The sequence below is a fragment of the Kribbella sindirgiensis genome, from assembly GCF_004331435.1.
GTDB lineage: Bacteria > Actinomycetota > Actinomycetes > Propionibacteriales > Kribbellaceae > Kribbella > Kribbella sindirgiensis.
This window is the reverse complement of record NZ_SJKA01000013.1, coordinates 203,627-219,582: the sequence shown is the minus strand read 5'-3', so window position 1 is coordinate 219,582 and position 15,956 is coordinate 203,627. Positions and strand designations below refer to the sequence as shown.

16 protein-coding genes are annotated in these 15,956 nt (G+C 68.6%); 5 read left to right on the top strand and 11 right to left on the bottom strand.

All coding sequences use genetic code 11. The features are described from left to right. Positions 1-38: 38 nt before the first annotated feature. Both E0H50_RS31305 and E0H50_RS31300 read right to left on the bottom strand, forming a co-directional pair. The gene (locus E0H50_RS31305; protein WP_131294325.1) at positions 39-965 is read right to left on the bottom strand and encodes an ornithine cyclodeaminase family protein; all 927 of its coding nucleotides are present in this window, start codon (positions 963-965) and stop codon (positions 39-41) included. Beyond that, entirely contained in the window at positions 965-2,134 is a 1,170-nt protein-coding gene (locus E0H50_RS31300) for an NAD(P)/FAD-dependent oxidoreductase (RefSeq protein ID WP_131294323.1), read from the bottom strand. The genes E0H50_RS31305 and E0H50_RS31300 overlap by 1 nt, the downstream gene beginning before the upstream one ends. 44 nt (positions 2,135-2,178) lie before the next feature. Here E0H50_RS31300 and E0H50_RS31295 point away from each other — a divergent pair, with 44 nt between their 5' ends. Next, entirely contained in the window at positions 2,179-2,778 is a 600-nt protein-coding gene (locus E0H50_RS31295) for an acyltransferase (RefSeq protein WP_131294321.1), read from the top strand. Between the two features lie 7 nt (positions 2,779-2,785). Here E0H50_RS31295 and E0H50_RS31290 read toward each other — a convergent pair whose 3' ends face one another. Together E0H50_RS31290 and E0H50_RS31285 are read right to left on the bottom strand one after the other, a co-directional pair. Continuing rightward, positions 2,786-4,330 (bottom strand): aldehyde dehydrogenase family protein, encoded by a 1,545-nt coding sequence (locus tag E0H50_RS31290; RefSeq protein WP_131294319.1) that lies wholly within the window; start codon positions 4,328-4,330, stop codon positions 2,786-2,788. Positions 4,331-4,360: 30 nt separating this feature from the next. Continuing rightward, a complete protein-coding gene (locus E0H50_RS31285; RefSeq protein WP_202868402.1) occupies positions 4,361-4,942 on the bottom strand; it encodes a hypothetical protein in 582 nt (193 codons plus the stop codon). A gap of 87 nt (positions 4,943-5,029) precedes the next feature. On the opposite strand from E0H50_RS31285, the gene E0H50_RS31280 reads away from it, so the two are divergent. Next, entirely contained in the window at positions 5,030-5,506 is a 477-nt protein-coding gene (locus E0H50_RS31280) for a DnaJ family domain-containing protein (protein ID WP_131294317.1), read from the top strand. Here E0H50_RS31280 and E0H50_RS31275 read toward each other — a convergent pair. After that, positions 5,499-7,589, bottom strand: a complete 2,091-nt coding sequence (locus E0H50_RS31275) for a thiamine pyrophosphate-dependent enzyme (RefSeq protein ID WP_238151446.1) — start codon at positions 7,587-7,589, stop codon at positions 5,499-5,501. The two genes, E0H50_RS31280 and E0H50_RS31275, sit on opposite strands and share 8 nt — an antisense overlap. A gap of 154 nt (positions 7,590-7,743) precedes the next feature. Here E0H50_RS31275 and E0H50_RS31270 point away from each other — a divergent pair, with 154 nt between their 5' ends. After that, a complete protein-coding gene (locus E0H50_RS31270; RefSeq protein ID WP_131294313.1) occupies positions 7,744-8,394 on the top strand; it encodes a hypothetical protein in 651 nt (216 codons plus the stop codon). On the opposite strand, the gene E0H50_RS44020 is transcribed toward E0H50_RS31270, so the two are convergent. The 4 genes from E0H50_RS44020 to E0H50_RS31250 form a co-directional block, all read right to left on the bottom strand. Further along, on the bottom strand, positions 8,391-8,864 hold the full coding sequence (locus E0H50_RS44020; RefSeq protein ID WP_238151437.1) for a Ku family protein: 474 nt from the start codon (positions 8,862-8,864) through the stop codon (positions 8,391-8,393). The genes E0H50_RS31270 and E0H50_RS44020 overlap by 4 nt on opposite strands. A 98-nt stretch (positions 8,865-8,962) precedes the next feature. Beyond that, a complete protein-coding gene (gene ku / locus E0H50_RS31260; protein WP_238151435.1) occupies positions 8,963-9,430 on the bottom strand; it encodes a non-homologous end joining protein Ku in 468 nt (155 codons plus the stop codon). Between the two features lie 36 nt (positions 9,431-9,466). Continuing rightward, complete coding sequence (locus E0H50_RS31255) at positions 9,467-10,330, bottom strand: hypothetical protein (protein WP_131294311.1); 864 nt, start codon at positions 10,328-10,330, stop codon at positions 9,467-9,469. Positions 10,331-10,349: 19 nt separating this feature from the next. After that, positions 10,350-11,144 carry a sigma-70 family RNA polymerase sigma factor gene (locus tag E0H50_RS31250; RefSeq protein ID WP_131294309.1) on the bottom strand — a complete coding sequence of 265 codons (795 nt, stop codon included), beginning with the start codon at positions 11,142-11,144 and terminating at the stop codon, positions 10,350-10,352. 166 nt (positions 11,145-11,310) lie between these two features. Between E0H50_RS31250 and E0H50_RS31245 the strand changes: the two genes are divergently transcribed. Further along, a complete protein-coding gene (locus E0H50_RS31245; protein ID WP_131294307.1) occupies positions 11,311-12,024 on the top strand; it encodes an NIPSNAP family protein in 714 nt (237 codons plus the stop codon). A 149-nt stretch (positions 12,025-12,173) separates the two neighbouring features. Next, positions 12,174-13,058: a serine protein kinase RIO gene (locus E0H50_RS31240; RefSeq protein ID WP_238151434.1), complete on the top strand. Its 885-nt coding sequence runs from the start codon at positions 12,174-12,176 to the stop codon at positions 13,056-13,058. Here the strand turns inward: E0H50_RS31240 and E0H50_RS31235 are convergent. Then, positions 13,042-14,208, bottom strand: a complete 1,167-nt coding sequence (locus tag E0H50_RS31235; RefSeq protein WP_131294303.1) for an alpha/beta hydrolase family protein — start codon at positions 14,206-14,208, stop codon at positions 13,042-13,044. The genes E0H50_RS31240 and E0H50_RS31235 overlap by 17 nt on opposite strands. An 89-nt stretch (positions 14,209-14,297) precedes the next feature. After that, a complete protein-coding gene (locus tag E0H50_RS31230; protein WP_131294301.1) occupies positions 14,298-15,953 on the bottom strand; it encodes an FAD-binding dehydrogenase in 1,656 nt (551 codons plus the stop codon). Positions 15,954-15,956 lie beyond the last annotated feature (3 nt).

The following is a 15,956-nucleotide window of genomic DNA, read 5'->3' as shown; positions in this document are numbered from 1 at the left end:
ACCGGTGCTCTACCTGTCGAGCTGCAGGCAGAGCGGGCTCAGCTCAGGAAGTCGATCGTCCGGCCGCGTCCGACCGCGGACCGATACACCGGCCAGGCGATCGCGAGGTCCTGCCACGGAAGTCCGACGGGCGCGTACACGGTGACCTCGTCCGCTGACCGGCGTCCCGGCGCGACACCGGTCAGCACCTCTTTGAACGTCGCGGTTGCAGCGTCGGTCGGCAGGCCGACGTTGCCCAAGGCTCCCATCTGTGCGGCGAGCGTGCGATCGTCGACAACCACCCGTGCGGCAGTGAGTAGATCTGCGGACAGCTCAAGCTTCCCCGGCTCGTCAGCACCCAAGGTGGTGAGGTGGAGACCGGGCCGCAGATCGCGGGCCGTGAGGAGCGGCTCCCGGGACCAGGTGGCCAGCACGATGACGTCCGCCTCCGCGGCCACCTCCTGCGGGGTGCTCGCAACCGTGACCGGAATGTCCTGCTGCACAAGGAATTCCGCGGCCCGTTCGGGATCCAGGTCGTGCACCACGAGCCGGTCGACCGCTCTGAGGGCGGCCAGCCCGGTGACGGTCATCGCAGCCTGAGATCCAGCGCCAATCACTCCGACGACCCCTGTGCCTGCGAGTACGTCGGTTGCGAGGGCGGCCGCCACGCCGGTACGCCAGGCAGTAACTGTCGAGCTGTCGAGGACGGCAAGGAGCGAGCCATCGGTCAGATCGTGGAGGCAGACGATGCCACGCAACGCGGGCGATGCCCCGGGGAACTTGGCGTTGACCTTCACGGTGTAGGCCGGGATGCCGGGGATCAGCCCAGGCAAGAGCGCTGTCGCCGTACCGGGACCGGGGAGGTCGGTGCGGATCCGAAGCGGTTCGATGTCGGCGGACTCGCGGAATCCGGCGCGCAGCACGTCGAGGACAGCGGGGAGCTGGAGTGACCGCAGGATGTCCGAGCGAGTCAGGAGGAGGGTCATCAGACGATGTTGCGCTCGGCGCGGGAAATGGAGTGGTCGAAGCGGCGGGCGTTCAGGGGGCTGACGTCTACGAACGGTTCGCGGCGCAGGTAGAGGTCGCGGATCACCTCGCCGACCGCGGGGCCCTGGAGGAAGCCGTGGCCGGAGAAGCCGGTCGCGTAGAGGAAACGAGACGTGGTGTCCGCCTCGCCGATCAGGGCGTTGTGATCGGGTGTCACCTCGTACAGACCTGCCCATCCACCACTCAGCCCAACGTCCAGCAGCGAGGGCGCGCGTCGTGCCATCGCCTCGGTCAGCCGCGGGATCCACGTCTCCGTCCGGTTCAGGTGGAACCCGGGCTCCTCGTCGGGATCGGACATGCCGACCAGGAGCCCGGGGCCTTCGCGATGGAAGTAGAACGTCGTACCGAAGTCGATCGTCATCGGCAACCCGGCTGGGAGACCGGCGATCGCCTCCGTGACGACGATCTGCCGCCGCAGCGGGACGACCGGAAGATCGACTCCGACCAGCTCCCCGATCTGCGCGGACCAGGCGCCCGCAGCACAGATCACCGTCCCGGTTCGAACCTCGCCGCGGTTGGTCCGCACCATCGAGATCTGGTTGCCCACCGCATCGATCCCGAGAACCTCGCAGCCGGTGATCAGGCGCGCCCCGAGCCGGCGGGCGGCCGACGCATAGCCCAGTACGACGGACTCCGGCGTGCAATGTCCCGCGGTCGGCGAGAAGCAGGCCCCGACCAGGCCGTCCGGCGCGACGATCGGCGCCAGCGCCACGGCCTCGTCGACGGAGATCATCCGGGTCGGCCGTCCAGCGGTTTCCTGCAGCCTGTTCTGCAGCTCGGTGCTCTCGCGGAAATGCTCGACCTGCTCCGCACTGTCCAGCAAGAACAGGTACCCGACCCGATGCAGGTCGATCTCCTGTCCAGGCCGGACACCGAACCGTGCGAAAGCCTCGAGACTGCGCGCACCGAGCGCGATGTTCACCTCGTCGGAGAAGTTCGCCCGTACCCCGCCCGCCGCCTTGCACGTCGATCCCGAGCCGAGCTGCCCCTTCTCCAGCAACAGCACGTTCTGTACGCCGGCCTCCGCCAGGTGGAAGGCGATACTCGTCCCCATCACCCCACCGCCGACAACCACTACGTCGGCGGACTCAGGCAGATCCGGTCCCATGACACATCAGGCTATTACGCGGGCCGCCGCGTAGCCTGGCGACTGTGGAGGAGCTTCGTGGGCAACTGAAGGTCTGGGCGCAGAAGTGGCGTTGGTACCAGCGGAATTCGTTGCCGTGGAACCGGGGCCGGATCCACTGGGAGCTGATGCGGCGCGAGGCGTTCGCGCGGTGGCCGTTGCACGGGAACGTGCTGGAGGCGTTGCAGGACGGTCGGCTCGAGGTCGGCGCCAACACGATGTTCGAGCCCAATGTGTGGATCACGACGGGCGACGAGGGGCGCGTGCGGATCGGCGAGGGGACGTTCCTGAACATCGCGGTGATGGTCGCGGCGCTCGACCTGGTGGAGATCGGCTCGCACTGCATGCTGGCGAACGGGTGTTTCGTGACGGACGCCAATCATCGGTACGACGATCCGGATCGGCCGGTGCCGTGGCAGGGGTTCGATTCCAAAGGGCCGACGCGGATCGGCGACAACGTCTGGCTGGGGGCCAACGTGGTCGTCACGAGCGGCGTGACGATCGGCGAGAGGTGCGTGATCGGCGCCAACAGCGTTGTCACGCAGGACATTCCGCCGTACTCCGTCGCGGCCGGCGCACCCGCGAAGGTCCTGCGAGCCGTCACCTATCCGAGTGCCCAAATCTGACAGCGCATTACTGGAGTTGGAAGGTCAGATCGGCCTCGACAGTCTCGGTGTCCATCTGGGCCTTCTGCAGTTTGCCTGAGTAGTCCCAGTTCATGGACTGCCAGCGGGTGAACTGGTCGAGGACCCACACCCCGCTCTGCCGGGAGCCGTTGCCGGACTTCCCGTTCCCGCCGAACGGCAGGTGCGCCTCCGCGCCGGACGTGGAGTTGTTGACGCTCACCATCCCCGCCGAGATCCCCTGCGCGAACCGGAACGCCTTGTTCGGGTCGGTGGTGTAGATCGAGCTGGACAGCCCGTACCCGGACTTGTTGCCCAGAGCAATCGCCTCGTCGAGTGTCGAGTACGGCGTGACTCCCACGACCGGCCCGAACGTCTCGTTCAGGAACAGCTCGTCGTCCGCCCGCACCCCGGCCACGATCGTCGGGTGGTAGAACAGCCCGGCCGCCGGATCGCCGACGAACCCGGCCCGCGGGTTGTCCGCGGTGACCCGGCCGGTCCGGCCGATCACCCGGTGGTGCGCCGCGATCCACCCCAGTGACTTCTCGAACCCGGCCGCGAACTTCTCGTCCAGCAACGGCCCGAACAGCACGTCCTGCGTCGGGTCGCCCATCGCCGCGTCCGCGGTCGCCTGCCCGAAGCGGTCCAGGAATTCGTCGTACACGGACCGGTGCACGATCGCCGTCCCCAAGGAGGTGCACCGTTGTCCCGCCGTACCGAAGCCGGAGAACAGTGCGCCTTCGACGGCCAGGTCCAGCTCCGCGTCCTCGGTGATCACCATCGGGTTCTTGCCACCGAGCTCCAGGCAGGGCGTCTGCAGGTGCCGGCCGCACAACTCGCCGATCCGGGTGCCGACGGCGCTCGATCCGGTGAACCCGACCTTGTTGATCAGCCCGGCCGCCAACGCCTGCTCCAGTCCGGAAAACGTGTCCTGGCCGTCGGCGTACACCACGTTGAACACCCCGGCCGGTACGCCGGAATGCGCGAAGATCTCGTAGAACGCGTCGGAAACCACCGCGGAATATTCCGCCGGTTTCCACACCACGGTATTTCCGCAGAGCAGTGCCGGGACGAGGTACCAGGACGGAACGGCGACCGGAAAGTTTCCGGCGGTGATCACGGCCACTGTTCCGACCGGGCGCCGGAACGTGAACAGTTGCTTGTCCGGCATCTCCGACGGCACGGTCTGGCCGTACAGCCGACGGCCCTCGCCGAGGAAGAAGTCGCAGGTGTCGATGATCTCCTGCACCTCGCCCAGCGCCTCACCCAGAGGTTTTCCGATCTCCCGCGTGACGAGTGCCGCGAGCCGCTCCTTGTTCAGGGTCATCAGCCGGCCCACGTTCGAGATCACCTGGCCGCGCTGCGGTGCCGGGGTCGCGGCCCAGGCGGCCTGCGCGGACCGGGCCGCCTCGGCGGCCCGCACGAACACGTCCGGCCCGGCGCTGCCGACCGTCCCGACGACATCGCTCAACCGTGCCGGGTTGGTCGACGGGGTACGCCGTACCGCTTCCGCCACGCGCTCGCCACCGACAACGGACAGCACCTCACCGGCCATACGGCTACCTCCTCGTAGTGGGTCTCCACCCTAAGTCGGCGGCGGCACTTTCTGGTCCGGGTAGAGGTCGGGGATCGGGATCGGCATCCGCCACAGGTGGGATCCGGGGTGGATCATGCCGTGCCGGACAGCGACGTACCGGAGGAGGCGGAGCGGGCCCGCGATCAGTACGACGGCCAGCGGCAACTCGACCAGGAACGCGCTGAGCAGCGCCTGGGTGAGGTCGCCGCCGCGCTGGCTGGTCATCACGTCGAACCACGCGTCGCAGATCAGCAGCACGCCGGACGCGAACGCCGTCGGGAACACGAACTGCTTGCGCTTCCAGCCGGCCAGCGCGGTCAGCACCAGCATCGTGAGCAGCAGGATGTCGAACCCGACCCAGGTCGCCACCCAGTTCCGCGCGACGTAGTGGCTGGGCAGGGTGATCGCCAGGTACACGGTCCACGGGATCAGGGCGGCTACGCAGACCAGCATCAGAACCGTCCGCCACTTGCGGATCCGGTCGATCGTCCGCCGGGACGGCAGCCCGGCCGGTCGCGGGGCGAGCCGGAGGATGAGCTCCCGCCGCTCCTGCGGTGTCATCGCCGCGATCTCTTCGTCGGTCAGCCGCACGCACCAAGTATGCCTTGTGATTGCATTCACAAGCCGGTATTCTGTGCGGACGGAGAAGCTGTCGACGACGACAGGCGAGGTGTGGCCATGACCAAGCGCAGACCACCGGGGATGAGTAACCAGGAGTGGGTCGAGTCGCAGATCAAGCTCGCCCAGAACCAGGGCGAGTTCGACGACCTGCCCGGTGCCGGCAAACCACTGAAGCTGGCGGACCAGCACGATCCCGACTGGTGGGTGAAGGACTTCATCCGTCGCGAGGACGTCGAGACCGAGGCGCTGCTGCCGCCGGCCGTCCTGCTCCGCAAGGAGAAGCAGCAGGTCCACGAGAAGGTGCGCGGGATGCGCCGCGAGACCGAGGTCCGCGAGTACCTGGCCGACCTCAACAAGCGGATCCGGCTCAGCATCCGCGACACCACCGGACCGGTCGTACCGACGGGACCGGTGGACGAGGACGTGGTCATCGCCCAGTGGCGGATGGAACGCCCTGCCCGCGACCCGCTTCCGCCGCGCACCGAGGAGCACCGCCCGCGCAAGAAGTCCATCTGGCAGCGTTTGTTCAGCTGAGCAGTTCGCGGGCCGCCGTTTCGATGGTCTGTTCGCTGAGCAGTACGTCGTGCGCGGCCGCGCCGAGCGGGACGTACGAGTCGTAGCTCGTCACGCGGGCCAGCCGGCCGGTGTACCCGTGGTCGATCAGTGTGGCGAGGACGCCCTCGGACACGCCGCCGGACCGGCGGGTCTCGTCCGCGACCAGCACCCGTCCGGTGATGTTTGCCTCACGCAACAAGTCCTCGACCGGCAGCGGCGCCAGCCAGCGCAGATCCAGAACACGTATTCCGGAAACCCGTTCCGCAACCCGCAGGCTCATCGGAACGCCGTTTCCGAACGTGACGATGGTCAGTTCGGTCCCGTCGCCGTGCGTCCGGCCGCGCCCGATCGGCACCGGTTCGGACGGGTACGGCGCCAGCCACTGCTCGTCGCCGTCCTGGTACAGGTCGCGGCGGTGGTAGAGCGCGATCGGCTCGAGGAACACGCTGACGGTGCCGGACGACCGGGCCGCCGCCGTACACGCGTGCAGCATCGCGGCGGCGTCGTCCGGACGCGACGGTGAGGCGATCACGATCCCCGGGATGTCCCGCAGCACGCCGATCGCGTCGTCGTTGTGGAAGTGGCCGCCGAAGCCCTTCTGGTACCCGTAGCCGGCGATCCGCAGCACCATCGGGTTCGCGTACTGCTCCTGCGAGAAGAACTTCAGCGACGCCGCCTCGCCGCGCAGCTGGTCCTCGGCGTTGTGCAGGTAGGCGAGGTACTGGATCTCGGGAATCGGCAGCAGACCCGAGACACCGGCCCCGAGCGCGAGCCCCAGGATCGACTGCTCGTCGAGCAGCGTGTCGAAGACGCGGGGCGGCCCGAACGCCTTCTGCAGTCCGCGCGTCACGCCGTACACACCGCCCTTGCGACCGACGTCCTCGCCGAAGACCATCGCCTCCGGGTACGACGCCAGTACGTCGCTGAGCGCGCGGTTGATCGACTGGCTGAGTGTCAACGGCTCTGCAGCAGGCGTACGTTGCGGCAACGCAGCGTCGACCGCATCAGGTGAAGGGAAGCGTAGCGGCGCGGCGACGACTTCCGGCGAGGTGAGCTGGGGGAGGCCCGCGACCTCGGCCGCGATCCGGAGCGCCTCCGCGTGCTTCTCGTCGTACAGCTCGATGACCTCGTCGGCGGTGTAGCCGGCGCCGAGCAGGTAGCGCGCCGTACCGAGCAGCGGGTCGAGCTCCTCGTCCGCGGCCAGCTCCGCGGGAGACCGGTACGCCGTCTCGACGTCGGAGCCCGCGTGGCCGAGCAGGCGGACCGTGCGCAACCGCAGGAACGCGGGCCGGCGATTCCGTCGTACGAAGGTCGCGGCCTCGCGCGCCATCGACAGGGCCGCGTCGAGATCGGTGCCGTCCGCGTCGAAGTACCGCAGGCCGGGACGCGAACCGTACGCCTGCCGGATCCAGCCGTCCGGGGTGCGCACGCTGATCCCGATCCCGTTGTCCTCGCAGACGAGCAGCAACGGCATCGGCAGACCCTGGTACGACGCGTGCAGGGCCGCGTTGATCGCGCCGGTCGCGGTCGAGTGGTTCGCGGACGCGTCGCCGAAGCTGGTCACCACGATCGCATCGGACGGCCACGGGGACGGTACGCCGAGTTTCGCCGACCGGTTCATCGAGAACGCGACGCCCATCGCCCGCGGCAGGTGCGAGGCGATCGTCGACGTCTGCGGGATCACCGACAGCTCGTGCCGGCCGAACACCTTGTGGCGGCCGCCGGCGATCGGTTCGCTGGTCGCCGCGGCGACCCCGAGCAGGATGTCGCGCAGGCCCTCTTTCGAGCCGCACTGGGCGGCGCGGGTCAGGTAGAACGCGCCGGACCGGTAGTGCAGCAGGGCCGGGTCGGTCGGCTCCAGGGCGGCGGCGACGGCCGCGTTGCCCTCGTGACCTGCCGAGCCGATCGTGTAGAAGCCGGTGCCCTGGGACTGCATCCAGCGGGCCGCGAGGTCCGCGTGCCGGCTGCCGAGCTGAGCGTCGTACAGGCCGCGGAGCAGCTCTGCGTCGTGCTCCCACGGGGCCGGGGCGAGGCCGCGGACGCGTTCGGCGAAGGTCCTCATTTCATCCATGATCCGGGATCGCCTCGCCGAATACAGCTCCGCCCACGGGTTGAACAGGTCACCCCGCCGGTCCGGGGAACCGCGCTTGGGGGTTGTTCGTTCTAGCTGCGAGGGGGACTCTGTGGGGTGTGGTGACGGTGAGTGAGCCTTGGTGATGCAGCTTTCCTGGGTACGGCGGGTGGGGATCGCGGCTGGTCTCGGAGTCGGGACGGCCGGCGCGCTCGCCGGCGTACTCCTGCTCGGTCCGCTCGCCGCGTCGATCCTGCTCGTGGTGGTGTTCGTGCTGGTCTGGCCGCTGGCCGCGGTGGTCCGGCATGTCACGGACGATGCGCCGTACGGCTCGGCGGTCCTGGTCGCGGGCACTGCGGCCGTCGCGGTGTTGTGCCTGCCGGGGCTGGTGCGGTTGCTCGCGTGGGGTGCACTCGGAGTGGTGACGGCGCTGATCCTGGCCGCACTGTTCGTGCTGATCGAGTTCGCCGTACCGGATCGGGTCCCGCGTCTGCGCCCGTCGCGTAAGCAGCGCAAGCTGGTGCGTCTGAGCGAGATTCAGGTCGCGGAGGACGAGCAGTTGATCGCGTCGCTGCAGTGTCCGCTGTCCATCGAGGAGCTCTGCGGGGTCTGGTCCGAAACCGCCACGCAGCTCACCCAGGGCGCCGACCTCCGCGACCGGCAGGCCGTCGCCGAGGTCCGCCGCATCTGCCTCGACGAGTTCGAACGCCGCAACCCCGACGGCTTCCACCGCTGGCTGGAGGCCGGCGCTCCCGCCAACCCCGGCCACTACCTCCTGGGCAACCCCAACAACTAGGCTGCCTTCTTCCGGCTCCGGCTGGTCTTCTTCGCGGCCGTCTTCTTCTTCGCTGTGGTCTTCTTGGCCGGCGTCTTCTTCCGCGCTCCCCGGGACTTGCGGGCTTCCTCGACGCTGGCGCGGAGGGCGGCGACCAGGTCGGTCGGGTTCGTCGCCTGCGGCTCCTCCTCGGAGTAGACGATCTCCTTGCCCTGATGCTTGGTCTTGACCAGTTCCTTGACCCGCTCGGTGTAGGTGTCCCGGTACGCCGCCGGCTTCCACTCGCCGCTCATCGCCTCGATCAGGTCGACCGCCATCGACAACTGCTTGCCGGCGCCCGCCTTGCGCGGCAGGTCGCCGAGCTCCTCGTCCGGATCGCGGATCTCGTCGGCGAAGAACATCGTCTCGAGCACCAGAACCTTCTCGTCCGCCCGGATCGTCGCCAGGTACTCATGGGGGTGTCTGACGGTTCCACGCCTACTGCGGGGCACTCGGCACGGCACCTCGCCGCACGGGTGCAAAGGCCACGATGCTCCGCATCGAGACCTTCGCCCCCGCACGCCGAGCTACCGCACCGAGCACCTCCTCGCTACGGCGTGGAACCGTCAGACACCCCCATGCCGCGCATCACGAACTTCGCGATCCCCGCCCGGTTCGTCTTCGCCAGCGCGTCCCGGAGCAGCGCGTACGACGAGGCGTTCTCGGAATCCTTCGGGCCGAGGTAGTAGCTCTTCTGGAAGTGCATCGGGTCGATCTCGTCCAGGTCGACGAACATGTCGATCTCCAGCGACCGTGACTTGCCCGGCGCGATGTCGTCGAGTTCCTCGGGTTCGACGATCACGTACTCGCCGCCGCCGACGTCGTGACCCTTCACGATCTTCTCGTACGGGACCTCGCGGCCGGTGCGCTCGTTCACGCGCTTGTACCGGATCCGGTCCGACGTCCCCTTCTGGAACTGGTGGAAGTCGATCTCGTGCTCGTGGGTCGCGCTGTACAACCCGACCGGTACCGAGACCAGGCCGAAGTTGATGTATCCGCTCCAGATCGCCCGTGCCATCGCCGGCTCCTTTCGCCGCCCCGGCCGGTACCCAGTTCAGAGCCGGTTGTAGCGCTTCCGGGCCTCGCGGCTCTCTTTCTGGGCGTCGCGGGCGGCTCGGCGGGCCTCGTCGAGCTCGGCGCCGACGCGGTGGACCCGGGCCTGTGCCTCGGAGAGCGCTTCGCGGGCGTTGTCGAGCTGCCTGTCCAGCTCCTCGACCTTCGCCTCGGCCGCCTGCGCGACCGCGACCGCCTCCTCGAACGCCTGCTTGGCCAGAGCACGCTCCGCCGCCTCGCGCTCGTCCGCCTCCGCCTGCTTGCGCCGAGCTGCTTCGCGCTCTTCCTCGGCGGTCTCGGTTTCGGCTCGCTGGGCCTTCCGGCGGTCGCGGGCGGCCTGGCGGCGCTCGTCGGTGAGCGGGGTGACGTTGGACGGTTCACCGTTCTCGTCGACGACGCCGAAGCCGACGTGCCGCAGCGCGCTGCTCAACCGGCCCTCACGGACGGCGTCGCCCGCGGCCGGATCCACCAGCGCGGCGTCCAGCGTCTCGCGGAGCTTCTGGCCGACGTCCGCGCTGACCTTCTGACCCTCGTCGGCGGCCAGCCGCGCGGCTTCCTTGGACAGTTTGTCCAGCAGCCGGTGCCGCTTCGGCGTCAGCTCCCGCAGCCGCTCGCCGTCGAGATCGGCGGTCGCCTCCCGGAACTCGTCACCGAGCGCGAGCAGGTCGTCGAGCTCGTCCGACAGCTTGCGGGCGACCAGGTTCGCGATCCAGGCCGCGACCGTCGGCTTGCGCAGCGCCTTCAGCCGGGTCGACCCGAGCGCGTCCCCGTCCGCCTTCAGCTGCTTGGCCAGCTCGTTGCGAGTAGCAATGAAGTCGGCCGCCGGCGCCGCATACACCGCATCCGCCGCCTCCTCGAAGTCCACGAAGGCGACGGTACCCGAATCAGCTGCCGCTGGGACCCCGTTGCACGGCCAGTTCGGTGCGGAGGGTTTCGAGGATGCCGCGGAGCAGGCGGGAGACCTGCATCTGGCTGACGCCGAGCTCGTGGCCGATCTCCTCCTGCGTGAAGCCGTTGCAGAAGCGGAGCTGGAGGATGCGCTTGTCCCGTTCGCCGAGGTTCGCGACCGCGGGCGTCAGGGTGCGCACGTTCTCGACCAGGTCGTAGCCGTTCTCGGCGTCGGCGACCGTGTCCATCAGGCTCGTCCCGCCGTCCGACGTACCGGGTGCGTCCAGCGAGAGCGTGCTGAAGCAGCCGCGGACCGAGGTGGCCTCGGCGACCTCGGCCGGATCGGTGCCCAGCGCTTCCGCGGTCTCCTCGTCGCTCGGCACGTGCCCGAGCCGCTGAATCAGCTCGGGTTCCGCGGCGGCGATACTGCCCTGCATCTCCTGGACGCGGCGCGGCGGCCGGATCGTCCAGGCGCAGTCCCGGAAGTACCGCTTCAGTTCGCCGCGGATCGTCGGCACGGCGTACGACAGGAAGGCCGTCGACGCCTCCAGCCGGTAGCCGTTGGCGGCCTTCACCAGGCCCAGGTACGCGACCTGCTCGAGGTCGTCGGCGTCGACGCCCTTGCTGCGGTACCGGGAGGCGATCGATCTGGCCACCGGCGCGTTCAGGAGGACGACCTCGTCGAGGCACGCCTGGTGCCGGGGGTCGGGGACGCTGTCCGCCTCGAGCAGCAGCTCGTGGGTGGCGTCGGCGATGTTCTGCTTGGTGCGTTCTGCAGTTGCGATCGTCACGGGAGATACCTCGTCGTGTCGTCGTACATGCTGGGTGGCAGGGGCTGAACCACTGGTTCCACCAGATCAAACTCGGCCGGAGCTTTCAAGTACCCGACTGTTACGGGTGCTTGAAACGCTTGTCGCCTGACAGTAACTGTCAGGTTTCAGTGGTTTGCTCTCACTCATGAACGAGTGTTGCGCCGTAGTCGACCTGCGCCAGTACACCCTGCACCCCGGACATCGCGACGCCCTGATCGAGGTTTTCGACACCTACCTCGTCGAGGGGCAGGAACAGACCGGTATGCACATCGTCGGTCAGTTCCGCGATCTGGACGATCCGGATCGGTTCGTCTGGATCCGCGGGTTCCGCGACCTGCCCGCGCGCGCGGACGCGCTGAACGCGTTCTACTACGGCCCGGTCTGGCGCGCCCACGCCGCCGCGGCGAACGAGACGATGATCGACTCGGACAACGCCCTGCTGCTGAAGCCCGTGCGGCTCGGACCCGGCTACCCGGCGCTCGACGCGCCGCGGGCGGACGACGCGACGAGTTCGATGATCGGCGGAGCGGTCTACCACCGCGCCGCCGAGGACGACGGGTTCGTCGAGTTCTTCACCGATCAGGTCGTGCCGGTGCTCGCGGCGACCGGTGCCGAACCGGTCGCGGTGTTCGAGAGCTTGGTTGCCGAGAACAACTTCCCGCAGCTGCCGTTGCGGGACGAGGTGGTGCTCACCTGGTTCGCACGGTTCGCCGACGACACGGCGTACGACGAGCATCGCCGGCGGCTCGCTGACTCGCCGGCCTGGCAGGGGCGTGTGCTGCCCGAGCTGGTCTGCCGGTCGGCGAAACCGGTGCAGGAGTTGCGGCTGCGGCCGACCGGGGGATCGCAGTTCCGGTAAATACGTTGCGGGGCCCGGAACGGCCGGGCATCCTGGGTTGACCGAGCAGCGGCGAATGCTGCCTGGACCTAAGGAGGGCTGACGGATGGCCATCACTGTGCTGCGGCATGTCCGCGTCAGTCTCACTTCTTCGTTCAGGAGCACACCCGTTGTCTACCGAGTACGAATTCACCTCTAACTACTCAGACCTCGAACCGGATCCGTCCGATGCCTTCGTCTTCACCTTCCACTCGGTGGACGAGGACCTGGGGCCGGATCAGCGGTGGTCCACCTGGCTGGACGTCGAGCGCGGTTCTCGCGGCCCGGAACCACGACCCGATTGGGTTGTGACGGAACAGGCGGCGATCGACACCGAGCTCGGCGTCCTCAAAACCGGTAAGGAAGCCGACGTCTTCCTGGTCGAACGGGCCGTCGAAGCCATCGGCGACAACCCGGCGAAATCCTCCCTGCTGGCCGCGAAGCGGTACCGCACCGAGGAACACCGGTCCTTCCACCGCAGTACGTCGTACGTCGAAGGGCGCCGTACCCGCAACAGCCGTGACAGCCGGGCGATGGCGAAGAAGACCGCGCACGGGCGGAGCGTCGCGGCGGGCGGCTGGGCGTACGCCGAATGGGAAGCCCTGAACCGGTTGTGGGTGGCCGGCGTCCCGGTGCCGTACCCCGTCCAGGTGGACGGCACCGAACTGCTGATGGAGTTCATCGACGACGGCGAGGGCGGTGCCGCGCCACGGCTCGCCCAGGTCCGGCCGCCGAAGGAACTGCTCGGTCAGTACTTCGAGCAGCTCCGCGGCGGGATGCGGGAACTGGCCCGGGCAGGGCTGGCGCACGGCGACCTCTCGCCGTACAACGTCCTCGCCCAGGGGGAGCGGATCGTGATGATCGACCTGCCACAGGTGGTCGACATCGTCGGCAACCCCAAGGGCATGGAGTTCCTGCTCCGCGACTGCCACAACATGGCGACGTGGTTCACCAACCGCGGGCTGGAGATCGACGAGCAGGAACTGTTCGCCGACCTGCTCACGATGGTGTTTTGATCGCGCGCTGGAACAGGGGGACGAGTGGGACCAGCTGGTCGGGGTAGGCGTCGACGAGGCCGTCGACGTGGTTGCCTGCCTCGACCCGCTGGTATGTGTGCAGGCCGGTGTGCTTCGCCAGCTGGGCGTACACGTCTGAGTCCTGGGCGATCGGAAGCAGGCTGTCGTACGTGCCGTGGATCGTGATGAGCGGCCTACGGATGTTGCCGGTGAGGGCGATCCTTCTGATGGCCTTGTGGGCTTCGGGGCGTTGGGCGTAGTTGTAGTCGGCTTCGGTGCCGGTGTACGTCGGGTCCAGTTCGGCGGCGTAGATGCGCTGGGTCAGCTTCCAGTAGACGGTGTAGTGGTAGTCCCAGAGGAAGTCCGACCGCGGATCGAAGCCCGCCGCGACGATCGCGGCCGGGTCGTGCTGCTCGTAGCCTTTGATTGCCTGAGGCAAGTAGGTGAAGAGGTTCGGCCCCTTGACGGTCCACAGCGTGCCTTCCAGGTCCACGCCGCGGGTGAAGAGCTCCGGGTGGTTCTCGAGTTGCCAACGCACCAGGTAGCCGCCGTTCGAGAGGCCCGCGGCGATCACCTCACGCGCCGCGTGGCCGTAGTACTGCGAGACCGTGGCGCGGGCGGCGCGCGCGAGTTGCGTCGTACGCACGTTCCACTCGACGATCGCGTCGCCGGGGCGCAGGCCGTCGGTGTAGAACGCGGCGCCGGTGTTGCCCTTGTCCGTCGCGGCGTACGCGTAGCCCAGAGAGAGCACGTAGTCCGAGATCGCCTTGTCGTTCGCGTACTGCGCTCGCACGCCGGGCGATCCGGAGACGACGAGTCCGCCGTTCCACGTCCGCGGCAGCCGGATCACGAACTGCGAGTCGTGGTTCCACCCGTGGTTGGTGTTGGTGTGCGAGTTGTCCGGGAAGTACCCGTCGATCTGCACCCCTGGTACGCCGGATTGCTGCGGCAGACCCGCATGCGTGAGGCCGGCGTAGTCGGCGGGATTGGTGTGGCCGGACGCGACTGTTCCGGCCGTGGTCAGGTCGTCCAGGTGCGCGACCTGTTGGTACTCGGCACCCGGGACGCGAACGGCACGGTGAGCTTCGGCCGGCACGGTTACACCTGCGAGCAGGACAGTGGCGGTGAGCAAGCTGAGGAGACGGCGCATGCGGTCACGCTAGGAGCCGCCCCTCTGCTCGGACATCGGATCGGAGCACACAAGAACTCCTTCCGCAGTGGTCCTTCAGGACACCGCTTTCAGGACACCGCCTTCGCGGCCGCGCGTCCCGCCGTACGGCCGGTGAACAGGCAACCGCCGACGAACGTGCCTTCCAGCGATCGGTAGCCGTGGATGCCGCCGCCGCCGAACCCGGCGACCTCACCGGCGGCGTAGACACCGGGGAGCGGGGTGCCGTCGTTCCGCAGGACGCGCGACTCCAGATCGGTCTGCAGACCGCCCAGCGATTTGCGGGTCAGGATGTTGAGCCGGACGGCGATCAGCGGGCCGGCTTTCGGGTCGAGGATCCGGTGCGGGGACGCGACCCGGATCAGCTTGTCGCCGCGGTAGTTGCGGGCGCCGCGCAGTGCCGTGATCTGCAGGTCCTTGGTGAACGTGTTGGTCAGCTCCCGGTCCCGCGCGACGATCTGCCGCTCGAGGTCGTCGAGCTTGATCAGGTTGTCGCCGGTCAGGTCGTTCATCCCGCGGACCAGGTCCGGAAGGTTGCCGCGGACAACGAAGTCGGCACCCTTGTCCATGAAGGCCTGCACCGGCGCCGTCGCTCCGCCGCGGGCCCGGCCGAGGACGCCCTTGACGTCCTTGTTGGTCAGGTCCGGGTTCTGCTCCTGGCCGGAGAGCGCGAACTCCTTCTCGATGATCTTCTGCGTCAGCACGAACCACGTGTAGTCGTACCCGGTGGTCATGATGTGCTCGAGCGTCCCGAGCGTGTCGAACCCGGGGAACAACGGCACCGGCAGCCGCTTCCCGGTCGCGTCGAACCACAGTGACGACGGCCCGGGCAGGATCCGGATGCCGTGCTGCGGCCAGATCGGGTCCCAGTTCTGGATGCCTTCGGTGTAGTGCCACATCCGGTCCCGGTTCACGTACCGGCCGCCGGCCTGTTCGGTGATCGCGAGCATCCGGCCGTCCACATGGGCCGGGACGCCGCTGATCATCCGCCGCGGCGGCTCGCCCATCCGCTTCGGCCACTGCGACCGGACCAGGTCGTGGTTGCCGCCGATCCCGCCGGACGTGACGATCACGGCCTGTGCGGTGAGGCTGAAGTCCCCGACCTCGACCCGCGAGCTCGACACACCCCGCAGTACGTCGCTGGGCTCGAGCACCTTGCCCGCGACACCGTCGACCACGCCGCCCGTCACGGTCAGCTCGTCCACCCGGTGCCGGAACCGGAACTCGACGAGCCCCTTCCCGACGGCGTCCCGCACGCGGCGCTCGAACGGCGCGACCAGGCCCGGGCCGGTGCCCCAGGTGATGTGGAACCGCGGCACCGAGTTCCCATGCCCGTCTGCGTTGTACCCGCCGCGTTCCGCCCAGCCGACGACCGGGAAGAACCGCACACCTTGCGCATGCAGCCACGGACGCTTCTCGCCGGCCGCCCAGTCGACGTACGCCTCGGCCCACTGCCGCGCCCACTTGTCCTCGTCGTCCAGCCGGTCGAACCCGGCCGAGCCGAGCCAGTCCTGCATCGCCAGCCCGTGCGAGTCCTTGATGCCCATCCGGCGTTGTTCGGGAGAGTCGACGAAGAACAAGCCGCCGAACGACCAGAACGCCTGGCCGCCGAGCGACGCCTCGGGTTCCTGGTCGAGCAGCAGTACCTTCCGGCCCGCGTCGGCGAGCTCGGCGGTCGCAGCCAGTCCAGCGAGCCCCGCCCCGACGACGATCACATCAGCGTCCATGCC

Excerpts from the sequence above, each read along its gene's own strand:
- E0H50_RS31305 (WP_131294325.1), bottom strand. The coding sequence starts at position 965 with ATGACCCTCCTCCTGACTCGCTCGGACATCCTGCGGTCACTCCAGCTC.
- E0H50_RS31300 (WP_131294323.1), bottom strand. The coding sequence starts at position 2,134 with ATGGGACCGGATCTGCCTGAGTCCGCCGACGTAGTGGTTGTCGGCGGT.
- E0H50_RS31230 (WP_131294301.1), bottom strand. The coding sequence starts at position 15,953 with ATGGACGCTGATGTGATCGTCGTCGGGGCGGGGCTCGCTGGACTGGCT.
- E0H50_RS31290 (WP_131294319.1), bottom strand. The coding sequence starts at position 4,330 with ATGGCCGGTGAGGTGCTGTCCGTTGTCGGTGGCGAGCGCGTGGCGGAA.
- E0H50_RS31270 (WP_131294313.1), top strand. The coding sequence starts at position 7,744 with ATGCAGCTTTCCTGGGTACGGCGGGTGGGGATCGCGGCTGGTCTCGGA.
- E0H50_RS31280 (WP_131294317.1), top strand. The coding sequence starts at position 5,030 with ATGACCAAGCGCAGACCACCGGGGATGAGTAACCAGGAGTGGGTCGAG.
- E0H50_RS31235 (WP_131294303.1), bottom strand. The coding sequence starts at position 14,208 with ATGCGCCGTCTCCTCAGCTTGCTCACCGCCACTGTCCTGCTCGCAGGT.
- ku (WP_238151435.1), bottom strand. The coding sequence starts at position 9,430 with ATGGCACGGGCGATCTGGAGCGGATACATCAACTTCGGCCTGGTCTCG.
- E0H50_RS31275 (WP_238151446.1), bottom strand. The coding sequence starts at position 7,589 with ATGAGGACCTTCGCCGAACGCGTCCGCGGCCTCGCCCCGGCCCCGTGG.
- E0H50_RS31245 (WP_131294307.1), top strand. The coding sequence starts at position 11,311 with ATGAACGAGTGTTGCGCCGTAGTCGACCTGCGCCAGTACACCCTGCAC.